This is a genomic window from Nocardioides sp. Z50_6 (assembly GCF_058215755.1).
The window spans coordinates 388,019-405,597 of the sequence record NZ_JBZAJB010000002.1 but is presented as its reverse complement, the minus strand read 5'-3'; the positions used below and the strand labels follow the sequence as shown (position 1 = coordinate 405,597).

Genomic DNA, 17,579 nt, shown 5'->3' with positions numbered 1-17,579 from the left:
AGGTCGTTGTCGGCCCGGCGGATAACCTGACCCCATGATCGATCCGCGCCTGCTCCGTGACGACCCCGACCGTGTGCGCGCCTCCCTGACCAAGCGCGGCGCCCCCACCGACCTGGTCGACCGCGCGGTGGCCGCCGACGCGGCGCGCCGCGAGGCGATCGTCCTCTTCGAGCAGAAGCGCGGCGAGCAGAAGCAGCAGGGCAAGCTGATCGCCCAGGCCCAGGGCGAGGAGAAGCAGCGGCTCCTCGCGCGCACCAAGGAGCTCGCCGCCGAGGTCAAGGCCGCGGAGGCCGCTCAGGGCGCCGCCGAGCAGGCCTGGCAGGAGGCCATCCGGGCCATGCCCAACCTGGTCCACGACCAGACCCCCGAGGGCGGGGAGGACGACTCCGTCGTCATCGAGACGGTCGGGACGCCGCGCGACTTCGCCGCGGAGGGCTTCGAGCCGCGCGACCACATCGAGCTCGGCCGGCTCCTCGGGGCGATCGACCTCGAGCGGGGCGCCAAGGTCAGCGGGTCGCGCTTCTACTTCCTCACCGGCGTGGGCGCCGAGCTGGAGCTGGCGCTGGTCAACATGGCGATGGAGCAGGCCCGCGAGGCGGGCTTCACCCAGGTGATCGCGCCGTCCCTGGTCAAGCCGGCCGCGATGGAGGGCACCGGCTTCCTCGGCCAGGCGGCCGACGACGTCTACCGGATCGAGGGCGAGGACCTCTACCTCGTCGGCACCTCGGAGGTCGCGATGGCGGCGTACCACTCCGAGGAGATCCTCGACGCCGAGTCGCTGCCCCGGCGCTACGCGGCGTTCAGCCCGTGCTTCCGCAAGGAGGCCGGCTCGCACGGCAAGGACACCAAGGGCATCATCCGGGTGCACTGGTTCGACAAGGTCGAGATGTTCGTCTACACCACGCTGGAGGACGCCGAGGCCGAGCACGCCCGGCTGCTGGGCTGGGAGAAGGCGTTCCTCGACAAGCTCGAGCTCGCCTACCAGGTGGTTGACATCGCCGCGGGCGACCTCGGCGCGAGCGCGCTGCGCAAGTTCGACTGCGAGGCGTGGATCCCCACCCAGGGCAAGTACCGCGAGCTCACCTCCACCTCCAACTGCACCGACTTCCAGTCCCGCCGCCTCGAGATCCGCACCCGCGGCGAGTCGGGCACCGTCCCGGTGGCCACCCTCAACGGCACCCTCACCGCGGTGACCCGGGCCATCGTCGCCGTCCTGGAGACCCACCAGCAGGCCGACGGCTCGGTCCGGGTGCCGAAGGCGCTGCAGAAGTGGATGGGCCGCGAGGTGCTGGAGCCGGTCGTGACCGGGGGGCACGGTGCCTGAGAAGGACGCCGACTGGCAGCCGAAGATGGTCGCCCTCGACATCGACGGCACGCTGCTGGCCTGGGTCGAGGGGTCGGGCCAGGTCTACGAGACCATCCGGCCCGAGATCTACGACGCCGTCCACCGGGCGCGCGCCGCGGGCGCCCACATCGTGCTGGCCAGCGGCCGGTCGCCGCACGCCATGGTCCCGATCGCCGACCTGCTGGACCTGCCGGTCGAGGGCCCCGGCGGCGACCCCGACGACCGGCTGTGGATCGTCGCCTCCAACGGCGCGGTGATCCTGCGCTACCCGCCGATGGAGGTCGTCCACGAGGAGACCTTCGACGCCGCGCCCGCGGTGGCCGCCGTGCTCGAGCACCACCCCGACGCCCTGGTGGCGGTCGAGGAGCGCGGCATCGGCGGCTACCGGGTCAGCATGGTCTTCCCCGAGGGCGAGCTCACCGGCGAGCAGCTGATCACCTCCGTCGAGGAGATCGTCGGCGAGCCGGTCAGCCGCGTGGTGGTCCGCGACCCCGAGGCCACCGCCGAGGACTTCGTCGAGCTGGCCGCCCGCCTCGGGCTGCACGGCACCGACTACGTGGTCGGCTGGACGGCCTGGATGGACCTCTCGCCGGTGGGCATCTCCAAGGCCTCCGGGCTCCAGCACGTCTGCGACCGGTTGGGCATCGACCCCGCCGACGTGCTCGCGATCGGCGACGGCCGCAACGACATCGAGATGCTCGCCTGGGCGGGCCGCGGGGTGGCGATGGGCCAGGCCGTCGAGGAGGTCCGGGCCGCCGCCGACGCCGTGACCGAGACCGTCCACGACAACGGTGCCGCGGTCGAGATCAACCGCTGGTTCCCCCCGGTCGCCGCCCGGCAGGGGACGTGGTCGTCCTGACCGGCGACGGGGCCGCGGGGGACGCCACGCCGCCCCGGCCCCGTCTGGTCGCCACCGACCTCGACGGGACCCTGCTGGACTCCGCCGGCGCGGTCACCGCCCGCACCCGCGAGGTGATCACGGCGCTCGACGAGATGGGCGTGCCGGTGGTCTTCGTGACCGGGCGGCCGATGCGCTGGATGGAGACGCTCTGGGAGGCGGTCGGTGGCCACGGCCTGGCCATCTGCAGCAACGGCGGCATCGTGTACGACGTACCGAGCCACTCGGTGCGCAAGGCACGGTCGATCCCCCGTGAGGTGCTCCTGGACGTCGGCCGCACGCTGCGCACCGAGGTCCCGGGTACGACGTTCGCGGTGGAGAGCACCACGGGCTTCGCGCTCGAGGAGGGGTTCCTCAACCACCGTGACGACCGCCGGGGGCCGCGGGTGCCCCGCGGGCCCCTGGAGGAGATCTCCGACGGCGCCGTGGTCAAGCTGCTGGCCCGGCACGAGGAGCTGGCCCCCCAGGAGTTCTGGGACGTCGTGGAGGAGGCCGTCGGGACGGAGGTGACCACCACCTGGTCGTCGGTCGGCGCCCTGGTGGAGATGAGCGCGGCCGGCGTCACCAAGGCCTCCACGCTCGCCGAGCTCTGCGCCGAGCTGGGGGTGGCCCCGGCCGAGGTGGTCGCCTTCGGCGACATGCCCAACGACCTGCCGCTGCTGGAGTGGGCGGGCACCTCCTACGCGATGGGCAACGCCCATCCCACGGTGCTGGAGCTGGCCCACCACGTCGCGCCGCGCCACGACGACGAGGGCGTCGCACGCACCCTGGCGGAGATCTTCGGGCTGGCGGGCTTGAACCCGTGAGCCGCACGAAGGCTAGTCTTCGGGCCATGTTCGCCCGTGCCCTGCGCCCGCTCCTCGCGCTCCTGCTGGCCGGCCCCCTCGTCCTGGTCGGCCTGCTGGCGACCGCCACCCCGGCCTCCGCGTGCAGCTGCGCCCCCCTGTCGTTCAAGCAGCAGATCAAGCGGGCCGACACCGTCTTCCTGGGCCGGGTCGCCGCGGAGGGCACCCCGTCGGGCAACGACGTGATCTATGACGTGGTCGCCTCACGTGTCTTCAAGGGCCGGCTGGACACCGCCGAGGTGCAGGTCGCCTCGGCCCTCGGCGAGGCCGCCTGCGGGATCGGCCCGGTGCAGCCCGAGGAGAACTGGCTCTTCCTGACCGCCGACGGCACCACCAGCAGCTGCTCCGGGTCGGCCCCGGCCAGCACCGCGGTGATGGAGCGCGTCCAGCGGCTCCTCGGTATCGGCACCCGACTGGCCGCGCCGACACCGACCGAGGCCACCCGGACCCGGATCGAGACCTCGGAGCCGCCCGAGCTCGCCCGGCTGGTCGCTCCGGGGGCCGCGCTGGTGCTGCTCGGGCTGCTCGGGCTCGCCGTCGTCGCTCGCGTCGGCCGCCCTCACTGAGCCGGCTCCCCGGACGTCATCGGGGGTGGCTCCACGGGCGACCGCTCGTGATGACGTCCCGCGGGCGCGGACGGCGACGGCGTACGGCGACGGCGTACGGCGACGGCGGAGGTCGGGTCAGGTCAGAGGTCCGGAGCGGTCAGAGGTACATGCCGCCGGAGCTGGCGCCGCCCTCTTCGCGGGCGGCGGTGGGCTGGACGGCGGGCTGACCCGTCGCGCCGAGGCCGGGTCCGCCGGGCTGGCCCGCGATGCCGGGCGGCAGCGCCCGGCGCATCTGCTCGAGCTGGGCGCGGCTGACCATCTGCTGGGCGTAGATCGCGGTCTGGATGCCGTGGAAGAGCCCCTCGAGCCAGCCCACGAGCTGGGCCTGGGCGATCCGCAGCTCGCTCTCCGACGGTGTCTCCTCCTCGGTGAACGGCAGCGCGATCCGCTCGAGCTCCTCGATCAGCTCGGGCGCCAGGCCGGTCTCCAGCTCCTTGATGGAGGCGCGGTGGATGTCCTTGAGCCGGGCCCGGCTCGCCTCGTCGAGCGGGGCGGCCTTCACCTCGTCCAGGAGCTGGCGGATCATGCTGCCGATCCGCAGCACCTTGGCGGGCTGCTCGACCAGCTCGGTGAGGCCACGCTCCTCGCGCTCGGCGTCGGACTCCTGGGACTCCACCGCCTGGGCGACCATCTCGGCGGGGACGCTGCCGACGGGCTCGCCGTCGGGCCCGAGGACCAGCACGTGGCCCTCGGGGACCTCCGGCCCCGGAGTGGTCTTCGGGGCTGCGGGGTCGGCCTCGGGGGCCGGGGTGCGCTCAGTCATTCTTCTAGCCTAGGTCGTGCACCTAGCCCGGGTCGCCCACCGTGAGCAGGATCTTGCCGACGTGCCCGCTCCCGTCCATCAGGGCGTGCGCGGCGCCGAGCTCCTCCAGCGGGAGGGTGGTGTGCACCACCGGCTTGACCTGCCCGTCGGCGACCAGCGGCCACACCTGCTCGACCACCTCGCGGCAGATCGCCGCCTTCTGGTCCAGCGGGCGGCCGCGCAGCGCGGTGGCGGTCACCGAGGCCCGCTTGCGCAGCAGCCTGCCGAGGTCGAGCTCGGCCTTGGTCCCGCCCTGCATGCCGATCACCACCAGGCGGCCGTCCGGGGCCAGCACGTCCACGTTGCGGGCCAGGTACTTGGCGCCCATGTTGTCCAGGACCACGTCGGCACCACGGCCGCCGGTGGCCTGGCGCGTCACCTCGACGAAGTCCTCCTCGCGGTAGTTGACGGTCACGTCGGCCCCCAGCTCGGCGCAGACGGCGAGCTTCTCGGCCGATCCCGCGGTCGTGACCACCTTGGCCCCGAACGCGGAGGCCAGCTGGATGGCGAAGGTGCCGATGCCGCCGGCGCCGCCGTGCACCAGGAAGGTCTCGCCGGCCTGGAGGCCGGCGGTCATGAAGACGTTGGACCACACCGTGCAGGCCACCTCCGGCAGGGCGGCCGCAGTGACCAGGTCGACCCCGTCGGGCACCGGCATGAGCTGGCCCACGGGCACCGCCACCTGCTCGGCGTAGCCGCCGCCGACCAGCAGGGCGCACGCCTCGTCGCCCACCGACCACCCGGTCACGCCCTCGCCCAGGGCCGCGATGCGACCGCTGCACTCCAGACCCAGGATCTCCGAGGCGCCCGGCGGCACCGGGTAGTGCCCCTGGCGCTGCAGGGTGTCGGCCTTGTTGACGGCGGTGGCCACCACCTCGAGGAGCACCTCGCCGGGCCCGGCCACGGGGGCGGGGACGTCGGTGACGGAGAGGACCTCGGGCCCTCCGGGGGCGCTGATGTGGGCGGCTCGCATGGCGCCACCCTAGTCAGCGATGCCTCAGTCCAACCGGTCGCCCGTGTGGTCGATCTCGCTGTCGTCGGGCACCGGCGGCGTGACCTCGTCGGGGTCGGCGGCGTCGGCCGGTCTGTCCCAGCTGAGCGCGAGGACCTGGGCCCGGTCGGCCAGCTGCTCCAGCTGCTCCGGGCTCGCCCCCGCGGCCCCGGCGGCGTAGCCGAGCATGAAGGTGCTCACCGGGGCGGCCTTGCGCTCCACGTTGTGCGCGACGTCGCGGGCCAGGTCGAGCACCAGCGCCTCGTCGACCTCGAGCTCGAGATCGAGGACGTCGCACAGCTCGTCGATCCAGTCGTGGAGGTTCACCCGTCCAGCCTCCGTCACTCTGCGAGGTCCCGCAAGTCCCGCCAGGTGTCGACGTCGCGCCCCTCGTCCCCCTCGGCGCCGACCCGCGCCAGGTCCAGGGGACCCAGCAGCCGGCGCATCGACATGCCGTGACCGGAGCCCCGCAGCCCGTGGGTCAGCGAGTGGTCCGGCGCGCCGTCCCGAGGGCCGCCGGGACGCACCTCGTCGAGTCGCGGCACCGCCAGGACGCCGCAGAGCTGGCGCCTGCCGGCGTCGTCGTGGAGGAAGGCGCCGTCGTGCCCCCGGGCCGCGGCGAGGAGGCGGGTGAAGGTCTCCGGTCGCACCCGCGGCATGTCGACGGCCAGCACCGCGAGCCAGGCCGGCGCCCTGGCCGCGAGCGCGTCCCGGCCGGCGAGCAGTCCGGCCGCCGGGCCGCCCCCGGGCGGGTCCTCGCGGGTGAGCAGCACCGGGCGGGGGAGGTGGGTGGGCGTTGCCGCCGGCCCGACGACGGCCACGTGGGCGGCGTCGGTGAGGGCCTCCAGCGCCCACGCCAGCAGGGACCGGCCCTCCAGCTCGAGGCCGGCCTTGTCGACGCCGCCGAGCCGGGCGCCGGTGCCGCCGGCGAGCACCACCGCGGCGAAGGTCCCCGGGTCCTCGCGAGCGTCCATCCGGGCAGTCTGTCAGGGTTGGGAGCATGGCCGAACAGCTGCGCGTCATCCTCGTCCAGGAGCCCTCCGACCTCGACCCGGCGGTCAACCGCGAGCGGCTGGCGACGCTGGTGCCCGAGGGCAGCGACCTGGTGGTGCTGCCCGAGGCGTACGCCCGTGACTTCGGGACGCCGGGCTCGGACGTCGCCCCGTTCGCCGAACCGCTGGACGGCCCCTTCGCGACCGAGCTCGCCCGAGTGGCGGCGGAGCGTGGCACCACCGTGGTGGCCGGGATGTTCCGCACCGGGGACGACGCCGAGCGCCCCTTCAACACGCTCCTGGTCCGCGGGCGCAGCGAGGCCTCCTACGACAAGATCCACCTCTACGACTCCTTCGGCTACCGCGAGTCCGACCGGTTGAGCGCGGGTGAGTGGCGACCGGTGGTGGTCGACGTCGCAGGCTTCGCGGTGGGCCTGATGACCTGCTACGACCTGCGCTTCCCCGAGCTGGCCCGGGAGCTGGTGCTGGCGGGCGCGGAGGTCCTCGTCGTGCCGGCCGCCTGGGTGGCCGGCGAGCGGAAGGCCGACCACTGGCTCACGCTGCTGCGGGCCCGGGCCATCGAGAACACCGTGCACGTCGTCGGGGTGGGCCAGCCCGCGCCGCGCTACACGGGGCACTCCGCCGCGTTCTCGCCGCTCGGCGACGTCCTGGTCCAGACCGGTCCGGAGGCGACCCGGGCCGACGTGGTGCTCTCCCGTGACGACCTGGAGAGCGCTCGCCGCATCAACCCGTCGCTGGCCAACCGGCGCAGGTAATCTCCTCAGGTGCCCACCCCACCCTCTGGCCGCCGCGCCGCACCCAGGACCTCCAGGTGGTCGCGGGTCCGCATGAGCCGCGGCGGCGGCCAGCCGGCGGGTCGTCGGGTGGCCTCCCCCCGGTCGAAGGGCGTCACCCCCGACCCGCTTCCGCCCACGTCCGCCCCGCCGGTGCCGGTGCCGGTGCCGGAGCCCGACCCGCTCCCCGCCGCCGAGCCCATCCTCGAGCCGGAGACGCCGGCGCCGCCGGTGATCGAGCTCGCACCCGTCATCGAGCAGGCCCCGGTGATCGAGCCCGCCCCCGGGATCGTCCCCGGCCCGGTGCTCGCGCCCGCCTCGTTGCTCGCCCCCGCCTCCGCGCTGTCTCCCGCCTCCGTGATCGAGCCGGCTCCCGGGGTGACGGGGCTCGCACCGGCTCCACGCGGCAGGTCGCGCTCGATCTCCGCCGGCGGTGCGGTGCTGCTGCTCGGCTGCGTGGCGCTGGCCCTCGCCGCGCTCCACATCGGCCCGGCGTGGCTCGACGGCGCGGGCGCCGTCGCCGTCCTCTCCACCTACACCTGGGCGCTGATGGCCCGGGTCGGCGGTCGTCAGCTCGTCTTCAGCCTGCTGGCCGTCACCATCGGCGTGATCGCGGTGCTGGAGGGGAGCGAGGTGCTGCGCAGCGGCGCCGCGGTGATGACCTGCGTGGTCAGCGGGGTGCTCGCGGTGGTGATCACGGTGCCGGCCCGGACCTATGTCGGGGTGGTCCGCGAGGTGGTGGTGGCGACCACGGTCGCCTCCGTGGGCGCCTTCGCGACCGTCGGCTTCGAGCCGGTCGCCAGCTCGGTCCGCTTCGAGTACATCACCCTGGCGCTCGGCTTCGCAGTCGTCTCGATCCTGGTCTGGCGCTTCGGCGCCGGCTTCCACGGCCTCGGCACCCGGGGGCTGGTCACGGTCGTGGTCGGCACGGTGCTGCTCGGCGGCAGCCTGCTCTACGCCGAGGCGCTGCGCCGCTACGACGTCGCCGGCGTGGTCGAGCCGACCAACGCCGCGGTGCAGTGGAGCCGCGACACGCTCGGCGCCTTCCCCAGCCCGATCATGGTGCTGCTGGGGGTGCCCGCCCTCGCCTGGGGCGTCCACATGCGCGCCCGGCGCCGCCAGGGCTGGTGGGTCTGCGTCTTCGGCGCCGCCGCCAGCCTGGTGGTGGCCCAGACGCTGGTCAACTGGGACACCTCCTACGTGGAGGCCGGGCTCCAGCAGGTGTACGGCGTGGCGTTGGGGCTGCTGGTCGGCTACGCCGTGATCCGGCTCGACCTGCTCCTGACCGGGCAGCGCGGCCGGCGCGCCCGCGCCGCGGAGGCCGAGCACGCGCTGCGGCCCGAGCCCAGCCGCTTCAGCTCGCTGTGAGCCGACCCCCGGGCCGGGGGCCGGGGGCCGGGCCGGGTCCGGGCGGCGGTTTCACGGGTACCTTCCGGTAACCCCTAGCGTCGTCCTCATGGCACGTGAGCGAACGACCGAGGTGCTCGCCGAGATGGTGGCCGCGGTCATGGAGGTCGCGGTCGGCCCGGGCGACGAGGTCGCCGTCGGGGACGCCGTGGTCCTGCTGGAGTCGATGAAGATGGAGATCCCGGTGCTGGCCGAGGCCGCCGGGACCGTGGTCGCGGTCAAGGTCGCGCCGGGGGACGTGGTCCAGGAGGGCGACGTGCTGGTGGTGCTCGGAGCCTGAGGCCTGCGCGCGGGGGCGCGGTGCAGCAGGATGTGCGCGTGAGCACTCCACCACCCGCCGTCCCGTGCCCCCAGTGCGGTGCCCCGCTGCCACCGGCCGCCACGGAGTGCCCGCGCTGCCGGCTCCGGCTCGTCGGCCCCGAGGCCGCCCGGTTGTGGCAGGTCACCCAGCAGATCTCGGCGCTCCGCGCGGAGGCCGACCACCTGCTCAGGCAGCTGCGCGGTCCGGCCGGCCAGCCCCCGGCCCCGACTCCGGCGGCGCAGGCGCCGCACGCCGGCCCAGCTCCGTACCCGGCGCGGCCCCCGTACCCGGCGCAGCCTCCGTACCCGGCGCAGCCTCCGTACCCGGCGCGGCCCCCGTACCCGGCGCAGCCTCCGTACCCGGCGCAGCCCCCGTATGCCGGCCCAGCGCCGTACCCGGCGCCGCGCCCGGCTCCCCGGCGGCAGCTCTCCGGCCAGCAGGTGCTGCTCGGCCTCGGCGCGCTGCTGCTGCTCTCCGGGGCCTCCTTCTTCCTGGTGGTGGTCTGGGTCGTGGTGGGCCCGGCCGGCCAGGCGGCGATGATGGTGGCGCTCACCGCGGCGGCCGCGCTGGCCACCGTCGAGACGACGCGGCGCCGGCTGCCGGCCGCGGCCGAGACCTTCGCGGTGATCACCACCGGGCTGCTCCTCCTCGACCTCGAGGGCGCCTACCGGCTGGACCTGGGCGGCCTCGGCGGCCTGTCCGAGAGCGGCTACTGGGCCGGTGCCGGGCTGCTGGGTGCCGGGCTGCTGCTCGGCGTCGACCGGCTGCTGCCGCGCCGGCGGGCCGACGGGCCGCTGCGACCGGTGGTCGTGCTCCGTCCCGCGGCGTCCGCCTTCGCCAGCGGGGCCGGCGCCGCCGCGGTCGCCGCCCTCGCCCAGGGCCCGCTCGGACTCTCGGTGCTGAGCCTCCTCCTTGCGGTCCTCTGCGTGGCCGGGGCCGTGGCGGCGCTCAGGCTGGACCGCCCGGCCCTGCCCCTGCCCCGGCGCCTGGGATGGGCCCCGCACGTCCCGCCTCCCGTCCCCCAGGCCGGCGCCCCCGCTGTCCCGCCGGCCGGCGCCCCGAGGAGGGGCGTGCCCTGGTCCCTGGTGCCGCCGGTCCTCGTCGCGGTCGGCGCCTACCTCGTCCACCTGGCGGCCGGGCTCGAGGTCGGGCTCGACCCGGAGACCGGCCCGGCGACGCGCTACGCGGCCGTGGCGGTGCTCCTCGCCGTCCCGCTCGCGAGCCTGGCGGTCCTGGCGGCCCGGCGGGGCCACTGGCTCGGCGCGGCCGGCAGCCGGCTGGCCGAGGTCGCCGTCGTCACCGCCCTGCCGGCGGGCGCGGTGCTCCTCGCCGACGCCGACCGCTGGGTGGTGGTCGCGTTCTCCTTGGTGCTCGCCGCGTCGCTGGTCGCGGAGCTCGCGCTGCGGCGGGGACGCCCCTCGACCGTCGGCGCGGTCGGGGCGGTCGGCTGGATCCTGCTGCCGGTGCTCACCTGGACGACCCTGCGACTCACCGACGGCGCGGCGGTCGACCTGCTGGCGGTGGGCCAGGGGGAGATCGGCCACCCGGCACCCGGGTGGCTGCCGGTGGTCCCGGCGCTCGCGTGGACGCTGGCGGCCGCCGCCGGGATCGCCCTGACCCGGGCGCTGGTGTGGTCGGTCATGGCCCAGCTCGCGGTGCTGGTCACACTGGCCGTGGCCTTCCGCGACTCGCCGCCGACGGCCCTGGTGGTGGTCGCCCTGGTCGCCTGCGCCCTGAGCATCCTGGTGGCCTCGTACGCCCGCTCGCTGCCGCCGTCGCGCGACCACGACCTGCTCGAGGCGCTGGCGCTGGTGCTGGCCGCGGCGTACGCCGGGACCGCGCTGGTCCAGAGCCTCGACCTCCCGCCGGGCGTGCGGGCGGCCTGCCTGGTCGTGGTGGGTGCCTGTACCGGGGCCCACGCCGCCAGCCGGGGCCGGCTGCCGCTGGCCTACCTGGCGGCGCTCCTGGTCTCCACCGGGATCTGGGAGCTGGAGCGCGACGCGGGCGTGCCGGCGGTGGAGGCCTACACCCTCCCGCTGGCCGCGCTGCTGGCCGCCGTGGGCCTCGTCCAGTGGCGTCGGACCCCCGGAGCGCCGACCGCGGTCACGATGGCTCCCGCCCTGGTCGTCGCCCTGCTGCCGAGCGCCGCGGTCGGTATCGACCGGGGCGAGGCACTGCGCCTGACGCTGGTCTGCCTGGTGGCCGTCGCGGTGCTCGTCATCGGGCTGGCCCGGCAGTGGCGGGCGCCGGTGAGCGTCGGCGGGGCCGTGCTGGTCCTGATCGCGCTCACCCAGGGCGGGCCGTTGCTGGCCTACGTCTCCGGCTGGCTGCTGCTCCTCGGCTCCGGTGCCCTGCTCCTCGCGATCGGCGTCTGGTGGGAGAAGGCGGTCCTGGCCGGGCGGCGGGCGGCGGGCTGGTACGTCACCCTGCGCTGAGCAGGCGCCGGGCCTGCGCCAGGCGGGCGCTCGGTCCTGGGTCGAGCAATGAGCGCAGGACGACAGATCCCGCCCGGGGCAGCCCCGGGCGGGATCTCGTGGGCCATGCACCTGTCATGGTCCGCTGGCGGTGGCGGTGGGATTTGAACCCACGGTGGGTTTGACCCCACACAACATTTCGAGTGTTGCACCTTCGGCCGCTCGGACACGCCACCGCGGGAGAGGCTACCGGACCTCGTGGGCGGCGCCGAAATCGCCTCCCGGGTCCGCGTGTGGTCCCGCGTGGTTCACGCGAGGAAGCGCGCGCGGTCCTCGTCGGACAGGGCGGCGTCGATCCGTGCCCGCATGTGAGGGGGCATCTCGGGCAGCGCGTCGACCGGCCACCAGCGGACGTCGACCGACTCGTCGTCGGCCACGTGCGCCTCACCGGCGAGCCAGGTGCAGGCGAAGGTCAGGTCGAGGTACGACGCGCGGTCGCCGTTCGCGTGCACCACGCTCGGAAGCACCGAGGTCGAGGCGAGCCGGTCCACCCGGATCTCTACGCCGGTCTCCTCGAGGGCTTCGCGGCGCGCGCAGACCGCAGGCTCCTCCTTCGGGTCGATGATCCCGGTGACGGGCGCCCACTGCCCGTTGTCGCTGCGACGGACGAGCAGGACCTCCTCGCCCCGGGTGATCACCGCGGTCACCCCGGGCAACCACAGTGGAAGGTCGCCCACCAGGGCGCGGAGGGCGACGACGAAGTCCGGGATGGGCACCCGGGCAGCCTAGAGGCCGGGCTCCGGCAGGTCGGGGACGTCGACCCGGCACGCGTCGCCGCGGCAGTCGGCCAGCGACTCCATCAGGAACGGCTCGAGGACCTCCCGGACCCCGGCGTAGCGCGGGTCGTCGTAGACGTTGGTGAGCTGAGCCGGGTCCGTCTCGCGGTCGTAGAGCTCCCAGAACCGCGGGACCTTCCAGCGCGCCAGGGTGTAGCGGTCGGTGCGGACCGCGCGGTACTTCCAGGCCCTCGCCCTCACCTCGCCCGAGGACCCGGCCTGGAGCAGCAGCGCCCGGTCGTCCTGCGGCTCGTCGGCCACCGCGTAGGGGAGCATGCTGGCACCGTCCATCTCCCGCGCCGGGGTGGCGTCGGCGAGCTCGGCGATGGTGGGGGCGAAGTCGACCATCGCCACCGTCTGGGAGCGGCGCTCCCCGGCGGGGATGCCCGGCCCGCGCATCACCAGCGGCACCCGCAGCGCCCCCTCGTAGGGCACGTTCTTGCCGACCAGCCGGTGCTCCCCGAAGAGGTAGCCGTTGTCGGAGGTGAACATCACGACCGTGTTGTCGAGCTCGCCCGCCTCCTCGAGCGCGCCGACGATCCCGGCGACCCCCTCGTCGAGGGCGGCCAGGGTGCGGATGCGCTGGGTGAACAGCTCCTGCTGCTCGGCCGGGACGACCTTGCCGCCCTGGCTGTGCTTGGGCTTGTCGGAGACGTCGTCCTCGTTGAACGCCGGGGACTCCAGCGACGGCAGCGCGACGTCGCCCAGGATGTCGGTGTGCCGGTCGGCGGCCGGCGGCGGCCCCGAGCAGTCCTTCTTGGCGTAGCCCTCGCAGGTGCCGTGCGGGGCGATGAAGCTGGACCACAGGAAGAACGGCTTGCCGGCGGCCGCGAAGTCGCCGACCATCTCGCGCGACTGCTGCGCCACGGTGTCGGTGTGGTAGTCGTCGGGCCCGAACCGCACCAGCTCGCCGTCGTCGTACTGGAGGAAGTTGCGGTAGTTGGAGAGCACGCCGATGATCGGCCGCCACCGGTCCCAGCCGGGCTCGATCCCGTCCTGGTCGTCGTAGCCGTGCATGTACTTGCCGACGAAGCCGGTCGCGTACCCGGCCCGCTGGAGCCAGACCGGCAGCGCAGTCGCCGGGTCGAAGCCCTCGTGGCCGCCCCAGGGCGGCGAGTTGGTCCGCACGCCGTTGTTGTGGGCGTACTGGCCCGACAGGATCTGGGCCCGCGCCGGGCAGCAGTTGGGGTGCGGCGCGACCATGTCGTCGAAGGTGACGCCGGCGCGGCCCAGGAGACGCCTGGTCCGCGGCATCCACTCCAGCTCGACGGCGGTCTGGTCGTCGGAGGTGATCAGCACGATGTTGGGCGCGTCCGGGGCGGCGTCCTTGGACGGCGCCAGCGACGGCGTCGCGGGCCCCTCGCCGCTCGGCCCGCCCCCGCCGTCCCCGGCGGTGCAGCCGGTGACCAGGAGCAGGGCGGCGCAGCAGAGCAGGGCGAGGCGGTGAAGACGGGGCGGCACCCGAGCAGGCTAGTCAGTCGGCCACGACACGGCGACCGCGCCCGGACGCCGGCGCTGGCTAGGCTGCGGGGCGTGATCCTCCGGCTCCTGCTCCTCGTCGTCGTGGTGTCCGCCCTCGTGGCGATGGCCCTGGTGCTGCTCGCCGGGCAGCGCAGGGAGTCCGGGCGCCACGCCGCCGCCCTGGGCCGGGTCCGGCAGGTCACCGACCTGGCCTACCACCACGACGAGATCTCGCCGGCGCTGGCCGGCGTCCTGATCGAGCGCACCCGGGGCCTCGGGCCGGACTCGGCGGTCCACCAGCTCGAGTCGGCCCTCGACGACGTGCTGGCCCTGGCCCGCGAGCACCGGGCCGCCGAGCCCGACCTGGCCGCCATCGTGATCGACACCGTGCGGACCAACGAGCTGGGCTGATCCCGCCTTCGGCATGATGTGCCCGTCCCGGACGTCCCGGGGGAGCACGTCACGCAGCCGGCGCAGCCCGGCCAGCGCTGCCACAGACCACAGGGGGAACATCCGCATGCCCGAGAACCCGTCCGTCCCACAGATGTCCGGACGCCGCGGCCGCGGCGTCGCCAAGGTCGGCACGGCGGTCGCCGTCCTGGTGCTGGCGCTCCTCGTGACGCTGGTCTTCGTCCGCCCCACCACGGTCTCGACCGGGCCCGACCAGGTGGCCCTGCACTACACCGGCGGCGCCTTCACCCCGACCCGGTTCGGCGACTGCGTCGGCACCTCCTCGCGGGCCTGGCACGGCCCCGGCGACAAGCACTTCTCCTACCCGTCGTCGCAGCGCAACTACGTCTTCGGCGCCGGCGGCGACCGTGAGGGCATGACCTTCGTGACCAAGGACGGCATCGAGATGAGCGTCGACGGGGTCGCGTCGTTCATGCTCAACACCGAGTGCCAGACGCTGCGCCGCTTCCACGACCTGATCGGCAACCGCTACAGCGCCTACATGGACTCCTCCGACGGCAACGGGTCGCACGGCTGGCTCTCCATGCTCTCGGTCTACCTCTCCAAGCCGCTGGAGACCGCCGTCGACCGGGCCAGCCAGAACTACACCTACACCGACCTCTACATGGACCCCAACGTCAAGGCCCAGTGGGAGCGCGACGTGCTGGACCAGCTCCCCGACCTGGTCGGCCGGCAGATCGACGGCGACGAGGAGTTCTTCACCAACTTCTCCATCACCCTGCAGAAGCCGGTCCCGCCGGAGTCGGTGAAGGCGGCGCTGACCGCCCAGCAGGAGGCGGTCGCCAAGGCCAAGGCCAAGGAGGCCGAGGCCGACGCCCAGGTGAAGGCGGCCCAGGCCCAGGTCCAGGTCGAGAAGGCGGAGGCGCAGAAGATCCAGGAGCGGATCAACGTCCTGGGTCGCGACGGCTACCTGCGCCAGTACGCCATCGACAAGGGCCTCAACCCCTACCAGCCGAGCACCAGCGGGATCATCCAGAACCGGGAGTGAGCCGCCGGCCGCGGAAGAAGCCGTCCAGCAGGGCGGTCGACTCCGCGGCCAGCACCCCGGCCACCACCTCGGGGCGGTGGTTGAGGCGCCGGTCCCGGACGACGTCCCACAGGCTGCCCACCGCCCCGGCCTTCTCGTCGAACGCGCCGAAGACGACGCGGTCGACGCGGGCGAGCACCGCCGCGCCCGCGCACATGGTGCACGGCTCCAGGGTGACCACCAGGGTGCAACCGTCGAGCCGCCACTCGCCGCGGGCGCGGGCGGCCTCGCGCAGCGCGACCACCTCGGCGTGGCCGGTCGGGTCGGCCTCGGCCTCCCGCACGTTGCGCCCGGCGCCGAGCACCTCGCCGTCCTCGCCGAGCACGACCGCGCCGACCGGCACGTCGGTCGACGCCGACGCCCCAGCGGCGAGGTCGAGGGCGAGGCGCATGGCCTCCTCCCACCTGGAGGTCTGCACGCGTTCAGGCGGACCTGAGCCCGACGGTGGCGTCGAACTCGGGGCCGAAGCCCAGGCGGCCGGCGATCTCGGAGAGCATCTCGTCAGGGTAGAGCTCGGCGTCGTCGAGCAGCACGCGCATGTCGGTCGCGGGCATCCCCAGGTCGCCGACCAGGTCGAGGTCGCCGGCCGGCTGCGGATCCTCGTCGTCCTCGGGGATCAGCCCCAGGAACTCCACCGCGGAGCTGGCCAGCTCCCACTCGATCGCGGCGCTGACGTCGCTGAGCAGCACCCGGGCCACCGTGCCGTGCGCCCGCACCATCACGAAGAAGTCCTCGTCGATCGAGACCATGCCGATCGCCCCGGAGTCGCCGGGCAGCCGGCGCAGGCCCTGGGCCATCGCCTCGACCGAGGCGCACGAGGTCTCCGCGAGCGGGGCGACCTGCCAGGACCCCTCCTGGCGGTAGGCGGCCAGGGCGAAGTCGATGTCGTCGGCCTGCTCCGGGGCCAGTGCCACGGTCGACCCCTTCCCACGCGCCTGGTGGACCTTGTCCGAGGTCCAAGCGTGGCACGGAAGCAGGACCCGGCCAACCCCCCGCGGCCCGTGCGGGCCCGCCGGGACACGTCGGGGCGAGCGCCTCGACTAAAGTCGGCAGCATGCGCATCCAGGTCGTCGACCACCCGCTCGTGGCCCACAAGCTCACCGCTCTGCGCGACCAGGACACGGACTCCCCGACGTTCCGTCGTCTCACCGACGAGCTGGTCACCCTGCTCGCCTACGAGGCGACCCGCGACGTCCGGGTGGGAACGGTCGAGATCCACACGCCGGTCTCGCCGACCACCGGGGTCAAGATGGCCACGCCGCGCCCGCTGGTCGTGCCGATCCTGCGCGCCGGGCTGGGGATGCTCGAGGGGATGATGCGGCTGCTGCCGACTGCGGAGGTCGGCTTCCTCGGGATGGCGCGCAACGAGGAGACGCTCGAGGTCGCGACGTACGCCGAGCGCCTGCCCGACGACCTCTCGGGCCGCCAGTGCTACGTGCTCGACCCGATGCTGGCCACCGGCGGCACCCTGGCCGCCGCGGTCAGGTTCCTCACCGACCGAGGCGCCGACGACATCACCGCCCTGTGCCTGCTGGTGGCACCGGAAGGCTGCGAGCGGCTCGAGCAGGAGCTGGCCGACCTCGAGGTGCCGGTCGCGGTGGTGACGGCGGCGATGGACGAGCGGCTCAACGAGAAGGGCTACATCGTGCCCGGGCTCGGCGACGCGGGCGACCGGCTCTACGGCCTGGCCGACTGAGCCCCACCGCGGGTCCTCACGCCGGAGCCCTCACCCGGAGCCCTCACCCGGAGCCCTCACCCCAGAGGCCGGCGGGTCCGCCGGGTCCGGCGAGCCGGGGTGCGGCTGGAGCATCGAGAGGAACACGTAGGTGCGCCGGGACGCGTCCCGGCCACGGGTCCGGTGACCCCACTCCTGCAGCAGGTCGCTCAGCTCGCGGGTGAGAGCGAGCGCCTCGTCCTCGGTGAGTCGCAGGGACTGCTCGGTGACCGCCCGGTGCACCCCGTCCTGCGGGCCGCCGGTGTGCGCCGCGTCGACCAGGGTGTGCGCCCAAGCGGCGGCCTGGGAGCGGAAGACGGCCGCGGCGGCCGGGCCGCCGGGCTGCTTCTCCAGCTCGCGCAGGTCGAAGTCGAGACTCTCCTCCCGCACCCGGCGCCAGACGCGGTCGCGACGGTCCCGGCCCTCGTCCGGAGCCTCCTCGACCAGGCCGTACTTGGCGAGCTGGCGCAGGTGGAAGGAGGCCTGGTTGGCCGGGATGCCCAGCTCGCGGGAGAGGTCGGCGGCCCGCAGCGGTCCCTGGGCTGAGAGCTCGCCCAGGATCCGGTTGCGGACCGGGTGGGCGAGGGCGCGCAGCACCGTCGGGTCGTGCACGTAGGCCATGGCCGGCAGACTACCCGCCACAGATATTGCGCAAGACTAGTTGCGCAACATG

At 74.4% G+C, this 17,579-nt stretch carries 20 protein-coding genes and 1 tRNA gene; 11 read left to right on the top strand and 10 right to left on the bottom strand.

Annotation, left to right across the window (positions count from 1 at the left end; genetic code table 11):
- Nucleotides 1-34 precede the first annotated feature (34 nt).
- The 4 genes from serS to AC4BGE_RS06595 are packed head-to-tail and all read left to right on the top strand — an operon-like array spanning nucleotide 35 to nucleotide 3,654.
- Nucleotides 35-1,324, top strand: a complete 1,290-nt coding sequence (gene serS, locus AC4BGE_RS06610) for a serine--tRNA ligase (protein WP_490572485.1) — start codon at nucleotides 35-37, stop codon at nucleotides 1,322-1,324.
- A complete protein-coding gene (locus AC4BGE_RS06605) occupies nucleotides 1,317-2,204 on the top strand; it encodes an HAD family hydrolase (RefSeq protein ID WP_490574741.1) in 888 nt (295 codons plus the stop codon). The genes serS and AC4BGE_RS06605 overlap by 8 nt, the downstream gene beginning before the upstream one ends.
- A complete protein-coding gene (locus AC4BGE_RS06600) occupies nucleotides 2,192-3,049 on the top strand; it encodes an HAD family hydrolase (protein ID WP_490574740.1) in 858 nt (285 codons plus the stop codon). The genes AC4BGE_RS06605 and AC4BGE_RS06600 overlap by 13 nt, the downstream gene beginning before the upstream one ends.
- A 26-nt stretch (nucleotides 3,050-3,075) precedes the next feature.
- Entirely contained in the window at nucleotides 3,076-3,654 is a 579-nt protein-coding gene (locus tag AC4BGE_RS06595) for a hypothetical protein (protein ID WP_490574739.1), read from the top strand.
- A 139-nt stretch (nucleotides 3,655-3,793) separates the two neighbouring features.
- Here the strand turns inward: AC4BGE_RS06595 and AC4BGE_RS06590 are convergent, their stop codons facing one another.
- From AC4BGE_RS06590 to mobA, 4 genes are read right to left on the bottom strand one after another with little or no spacing between them, the layout of a single operon-like run.
- Entirely contained in the window at nucleotides 3,794-4,459 is a 666-nt protein-coding gene (locus AC4BGE_RS06590; protein ID WP_490572489.1) for a bacterial proteasome activator family protein, read from the bottom strand.
- 22 nt (nucleotides 4,460-4,481) lie between these two features.
- The gene (locus tag AC4BGE_RS06585) at nucleotides 4,482-5,471 is read right to left on the bottom strand and encodes an NAD(P)H-quinone oxidoreductase (protein WP_490574738.1); all 990 of its coding nucleotides are present in this window, start codon (nucleotides 5,469-5,471) and stop codon (nucleotides 4,482-4,484) included.
- Between the two features lie 24 nt (nucleotides 5,472-5,495).
- Nucleotides 5,496-5,816, bottom strand: a complete 321-nt coding sequence (locus AC4BGE_RS06580) for a DUF6457 domain-containing protein (RefSeq protein ID WP_490572491.1) — start codon at nucleotides 5,814-5,816, stop codon at nucleotides 5,496-5,498.
- Nucleotides 5,817-5,830: 14 nt separating this feature from the next.
- Nucleotides 5,831-6,463, bottom strand: coding sequence for a molybdenum cofactor guanylyltransferase (gene mobA, locus AC4BGE_RS06575; protein WP_490574737.1), 633 nt, complete (start codon nucleotides 6,461-6,463; stop codon nucleotides 5,831-5,833).
- Between the two features lie 26 nt (nucleotides 6,464-6,489).
- On the opposite strand from mobA, the gene AC4BGE_RS06570 reads away from it, so the two are divergent.
- The 4 genes from AC4BGE_RS06570 (at nucleotide 6,490) to AC4BGE_RS06555 (ending at nucleotide 11,418) form a co-directional block, all read left to right on the top strand.
- On the top strand, nucleotides 6,490-7,257 hold the full coding sequence (locus AC4BGE_RS06570; protein WP_490572493.1) for a carbon-nitrogen hydrolase family protein: 768 nt from the start codon (nucleotides 6,490-6,492) through the stop codon (nucleotides 7,255-7,257).
- A 72-nt stretch (nucleotides 7,258-7,329) separates the two neighbouring features.
- On the top strand, nucleotides 7,330-8,643 hold the full coding sequence (locus AC4BGE_RS06565) for a hypothetical protein (protein ID WP_490574736.1): 1,314 nt from the start codon (nucleotides 7,330-7,332) through the stop codon (nucleotides 8,641-8,643).
- A gap of 88 nt (nucleotides 8,644-8,731) precedes the next feature.
- Entirely contained in the window at nucleotides 8,732-8,962 is a 231-nt protein-coding gene (locus AC4BGE_RS06560; protein WP_490572495.1) for a biotin/lipoyl-binding carrier protein, read from the top strand.
- A gap of 38 nt (nucleotides 8,963-9,000) precedes the next feature.
- A complete protein-coding gene (locus tag AC4BGE_RS06555; RefSeq protein ID WP_490574735.1) occupies nucleotides 9,001-11,418 on the top strand; it encodes an SCO7613 C-terminal domain-containing membrane protein in 2,418 nt (805 codons plus the stop codon).
- A gap of 125 nt (nucleotides 11,419-11,543) precedes the next feature.
- Here AC4BGE_RS06555 and AC4BGE_RS06550 read toward each other — a convergent pair.
- The 3 genes from AC4BGE_RS06550 to AC4BGE_RS06540 all read right to left on the bottom strand — a co-directional run bounded on the left by AC4BGE_RS06550 (nucleotide 11,544) and on the right by AC4BGE_RS06540 (nucleotide 13,694).
- A tRNA-Ser gene (locus AC4BGE_RS06550) sits at nucleotides 11,544-11,633 on the bottom strand.
- Between the two features lie 72 nt (nucleotides 11,634-11,705).
- On the bottom strand, nucleotides 11,706-12,173 hold the full coding sequence (locus tag AC4BGE_RS06545; protein WP_490574734.1) for an NUDIX hydrolase: 468 nt from the start codon (nucleotides 12,171-12,173) through the stop codon (nucleotides 11,706-11,708).
- Between the two features lie 9 nt (nucleotides 12,174-12,182).
- Nucleotides 12,183-13,694, bottom strand: a complete 1,512-nt coding sequence (locus AC4BGE_RS06540) for a sulfatase family protein (protein ID WP_490574733.1) — start codon at nucleotides 13,692-13,694, stop codon at nucleotides 12,183-12,185.
- Between the two features lie 72 nt (nucleotides 13,695-13,766).
- Between AC4BGE_RS06540 and AC4BGE_RS06535 the strand changes: the two genes are divergently transcribed.
- The gene (locus AC4BGE_RS06535) at nucleotides 13,767-14,105 is read left to right on the top strand and encodes a hypothetical protein (protein WP_490572500.1); all 339 of its coding nucleotides are present in this window, start codon (nucleotides 13,767-13,769) and stop codon (nucleotides 14,103-14,105) included.
- Nucleotides 14,106-14,211: 106 nt separating this feature from the next.
- Nucleotides 14,212-15,153 carry an SPFH domain-containing protein gene (locus tag AC4BGE_RS06530; RefSeq protein ID WP_490572501.1) on the top strand — a complete coding sequence of 314 codons (942 nt, stop codon included), beginning with the start codon at nucleotides 14,212-14,214 and terminating at the stop codon, nucleotides 15,151-15,153.
- Here the strand turns inward: AC4BGE_RS06530 and AC4BGE_RS06525 are convergent.
- Nucleotides 15,134-15,583 carry a nucleoside deaminase gene (locus AC4BGE_RS06525; RefSeq protein ID WP_490572537.1) on the bottom strand — a complete coding sequence of 150 codons (450 nt, stop codon included), beginning with the start codon at nucleotides 15,581-15,583 and terminating at the stop codon, nucleotides 15,134-15,136. The genes AC4BGE_RS06530 and AC4BGE_RS06525 overlap by 20 nt on opposite strands.
- A 31-nt stretch (nucleotides 15,584-15,614) precedes the next feature.
- Nucleotides 15,615-16,106: a tRNA adenosine deaminase-associated protein gene (locus AC4BGE_RS06520; RefSeq protein ID WP_490574732.1), complete on the bottom strand. Its 492-nt coding sequence runs from the start codon at nucleotides 16,104-16,106 to the stop codon at nucleotides 15,615-15,617.
- Between the two features lie 140 nt (nucleotides 16,107-16,246).
- On the opposite strand from AC4BGE_RS06520, the gene upp reads away from it, so the two are divergent.
- Nucleotides 16,247-16,888 (top strand): uracil phosphoribosyltransferase, encoded by a 642-nt coding sequence (upp, locus tag AC4BGE_RS06515; RefSeq protein WP_490572503.1) that lies wholly within the window; start codon nucleotides 16,247-16,249, stop codon nucleotides 16,886-16,888.
- A gap of 30 nt (nucleotides 16,889-16,918) precedes the next feature.
- Here the strand turns inward: upp and AC4BGE_RS06510 are convergent, their stop codons facing one another.
- Entirely contained in the window at nucleotides 16,919-17,527 is a 609-nt protein-coding gene (locus AC4BGE_RS06510; RefSeq protein ID WP_490574731.1) for a winged helix-turn-helix domain-containing protein, read from the bottom strand.
- Between the last annotated feature and the right edge of the window lie 52 nt (nucleotides 17,528-17,579).